Genomic DNA, 1,223 nt, shown 5'->3' on the forward strand with positions numbered 1-1,223 from the left:
GCGCCGATTGGCATAGAGCATGCGGACCTTTTCGGGATCTGCCTTGATATCCCTTTCGTAAGCATCCGCCATTGCTTTCAGCGCCGACCCGGCGTCCGCTTTCTCGACAAGGGAGCCGGTTGCGGCGAGCGTTTCCACGAGCTTCTTGTGATCGCCAGCCTGCAGGGCTTCCACCACAGATTTTTGACTGTCAGGCGTCCAATGTCCCGCCTCGTAGGGCGTTTGGTTCACCGGCTCCATTTGAACAGTAGGACTTTCCTCGCCACGTCCGGCCCTAAGTTCCTCGCGTTTCGCGATCCGGTCGATCGCGGCTGCGTAGTCCGGCGAGACTGGGAATTTGTCCTGATAGAGCTCGCTGCCAGGCTTGCTGAGTTGGCTGGCCAAGATGTGTCTGTCAGCCGTGTCGCTTTGCACGGTGAAAACCTGGGTTCGTTCGTCGGCCTTGCTCAACAGGGCGCTCGCGGCATTTGAGCCGAAAATGGCACTGTGCAAGACATAAACCTGATCGACGCGCCTGCCATCGTCGTGATTTCTGATTTCGTAGGCGGAGCCGATGATTGTCGTGGGCCCCTCAATCTTATAGCCCTTGACACCCCTGTCACCCGGCTCGCCGGTGCTGGCCTCGAAGGTCTTGCTCTGACTGCTGCCATCGGGTTTGAAGGTAACGGATTTGCCTTCGATCTTTTCGATCCGGCCGGCTTCACCGGCAATGAGATTCCTATAGCTGCTAGTGACGCTGAGCCTGTCACCGACCCTGAAACGGATATCCTTGTTGTTAAACGCCTTGAAGCTGACAGGGTCGCCACTCAGGCGACCGGATGCAAGGCCCTGCTTTTCGATCTCTTCGGCAAGCAAATCTACATGATCACGTTTGTTGGCGTAGAGAGCGCGGACTTTCTCGGGGTCCGCACTAATGTCTCTTTCATAAGTCTGCGCTATCGCTTTCAACGTTGATACGAGATTTGTGTTCTCAACAAGGGAGCCGGTTGCGGCTAGCGTTTCCACAAGCTTCTTGTGGTCGCCTGCCTGCAAGGCCTCGACGATTCTTTTCTGGTTATTGACTGCCGCATCGGCAGCGTCGGGCGGCGTTTGGGGCGCCAGGTCTATCGGGGCGGAAGTTTTCTCCTCGCCACGTGCCGCGACAACTTCCTGGCGTTTTGCAATCCGATCGATGGCGGCTGTGTAGTCCGGCAAGGCTGGGAATTTGTCCTGGTAGAGCTCGC

At 57.2% G+C, this 1,223-nt stretch carries 1 protein-coding gene; it reads right to left on the minus strand.

The annotated features are described in order from the left end of the window. The coding region (locus tag PL640_RS25475) for a hypothetical protein (protein WP_174033863.1) at positions 1 to 1,223 on the minus strand (1,223 nt) is incomplete at both ends.

The organism is Agrobacterium sp. ST15.16.024 (genome assembly GCF_027956545.1).
Lineage (GTDB): Bacteria > Pseudomonadota > Alphaproteobacteria > Rhizobiales > Rhizobiaceae > Agrobacterium > Agrobacterium cucumeris.